Annotated in this window: 1 protein-coding gene; it reads right to left on the bottom strand. The window is 64.2% G+C overall.

Annotation, left to right across the window (positions count from 1 at the left end):
• Window positions 1–145: 145 nt before the first annotated feature.
• The gene (locus HCZ87_RS20575; protein WP_167646971.1) at window positions 146–2,152 is read right to left on the bottom strand and encodes a cache domain-containing protein; all 2,007 of its coding nucleotides are present in this window, start codon (window positions 2,150–2,152) and stop codon (window positions 146–148) included.
• Between the last annotated feature and the right edge of the window lie 127 nt (window positions 2,153–2,279).

Raw genomic sequence — 2,279 nt, 5'->3', positions numbered from 1 at the left:
CGCCGTGCTCAACGGCTACACGGCACTTGGAATCCCCGTCACACAGCCCGTAGAGTAAGTCCGTTCGGGGAAGGGGGAAGCTCGCACATCAGCCGATTTGTGCAACAAGGCCACCCGTACTGCCTAAAACAAACGGTGGTAGAGGCTAGGTCGTCCCGGATGGGGAGGCCGTCGCGGAGGGGGCGGCAGTCAGTATCGTTTCGGGATCGGCCGGCGGCTCGGGCAGCCAGATGGTAAACTCCGCCCCGCGTGCGCGGCGATTGCGCAGGGTGATACGGCCCCCGGCGCGCTGGATCAGCGTCTGGCTGATGGAGAGGCCAAGCCCGGTGCCCTCGCCCTGTTTGGTGGTGAAGAACGGATCAAAAATCTGGTCAATCCGATCCAGGGGGACGCCCGGCCCGGTATCGGCGATCTTGAGCGCGGCGCCGGTTTGGCCGTCGCGGATCTCTGTTGTGAGGGCGATCACCAGGGTGCCGTGACCCTCCATCGCCTGGCCCGCATTGATGAGGATGTTGATCACCACCTGTTGCAGCTCGCCGGGGTCGATACAGACCAGCGGCGCGGGCTCAATTTGTGTCAGCACCCGGATTTCCTGCTTGGAAATCACGTGATCGACCAGCACCAGGCAATCCCGGACCACGGCGGCAACATCGACACGCTCGGCGGAGGAGCCGAATTCGGTTGGGCGCGCGAATTGCAAGAGCTTGCCGACGATGGCCCCGATGCGCATCACCTGATTGTCGATCAGCTCAAGCTCGGTCTGCACCGGCGCGGCCGCATCGCCCAGGGTCATGCGCATCACATCCACATTGCCCTGGATCACCGCCACCGGGTTGTTGATCTCATGCGCCACACCGGCGGTGATCTCGCCGATCGAGGCCAGCTTTTCGCTCATCACCAATTGGCGAAAGGTCTCTTCCAGCTTGTCATTGGCGATCTTCAGCTCGCGGGTGCGATCTTCGACGCGGGCGTTCAGCTCATCGGCCCAGTTGCGCAGGCGGCGGTCGCGCTCCTGCACCTGATCCAGCAGCGTGTCGAGGTGACCGGCCACTTGTCCGATCTCATCCTGCCGCCCGATCGGGCCGTTGCGCGCCGTCAGATCGCCGCCCTTCACCCGCGCCATGGTGCGGGTCATCTGCTCCAGAGGGGCAAAGATGCCCTTGGCCAGCCACAAAAACAGCGGCACCGAGAGCGCCACCACCAGCGCAAAGGCGCCCACCACGGTCCAATAGGCCGCGCGTTTTGCGCTCTGATAGGGGGCCTCCAGGAAGCCGACATAGAGCATGCCGACCCGTTTGCCAAAACTGTCGGTCAGGGGCAGATAGCCGGAGATATACCAGTCGTTGACCACAAAGGCGCGGTCGAGCCAGGTCTTGCCCTCGCCAAGCACCGCGCCGCGCACGGTGGCGGAAACGCGGGTGCCAAGCGCGCGCACGTCCTCAAAGAGGCGCACATTGGTAGAGACGCGGGTGTCCTCCAGAAACAGCGTCGCGGTGCCCAACCGGCTCACCTCGGATTGGCCATGCAGATAGACCAGCGCGTTGATGGTGTCGATGAAATCGAGGTTGCGGTTCAAAAGGAGCCCGCCGACCAGCACGGCGGGGCGGCCTTCTTCGCGCATGGGCGCGGCGGTGTGAACCACCATGCCGCGGTCCTCGACGCTGCGATCCGCGGGGGCGGCGGCCTCCGTGTCAATGAGGTCGATCCGGGCCTGATCCGCCAGCGCGGGCGAGGCCGCGCGCAGATCCTCGGCGGAGAGGATATCAATCTCGGAAGCCATATGCCCGCCGGCGGCGCGCCGGACCACCGGCCATCTGGCCTTTGCCTGCTCCAGCTGCTCGCCTTGCAGCAGATACAGAAAATCCAAATTCAGGCTTTGGCGTTGTTCTGCCAGAAAGGCGGCTGTGTTGCCGGTCTCCAGCACTTCGGCCAGTTGGGCGGAATCCGCAAGCCCCTGTAGGGCGCGGGCGGAGTTGCTTTGCAATTGGCCGAGGTATTGCTCGGCGATGCGCAGGTCGCTTTCGACATTGGCGATCAGCAGGCTCTCGTAATCGGCATTCCAGCGCGCCATGGCAAGCACCATCAGAAGCGGCATCAAGACGACCAGAGGCAAAAGCGCCAGGATCAGCAGCCTCAGGCGTACAGATTTCAACACGACCGGGTTTCCTTCCTCTGGCGGGCACGTCAGTCAGGGACGCCGAGCAGCGCCAGTGTCACCTGATCGGCGGCGGGGTGCAAGGTGGCAAAGATCTGCGGCGGTCCTGCGGTGTCACTGGTGG

The organism is Phaeobacter sp. HF9A (assembly GCF_011806385.1).
In the GTDB taxonomy this organism is placed as follows: Bacteria; Pseudomonadota; Alphaproteobacteria; order Rhodobacterales; family Rhodobacteraceae; genus Epibacterium.
Note: the sequence above shows the minus strand (reverse complement) of the source record. Positions and strands in the feature narration are given on the sequence as shown.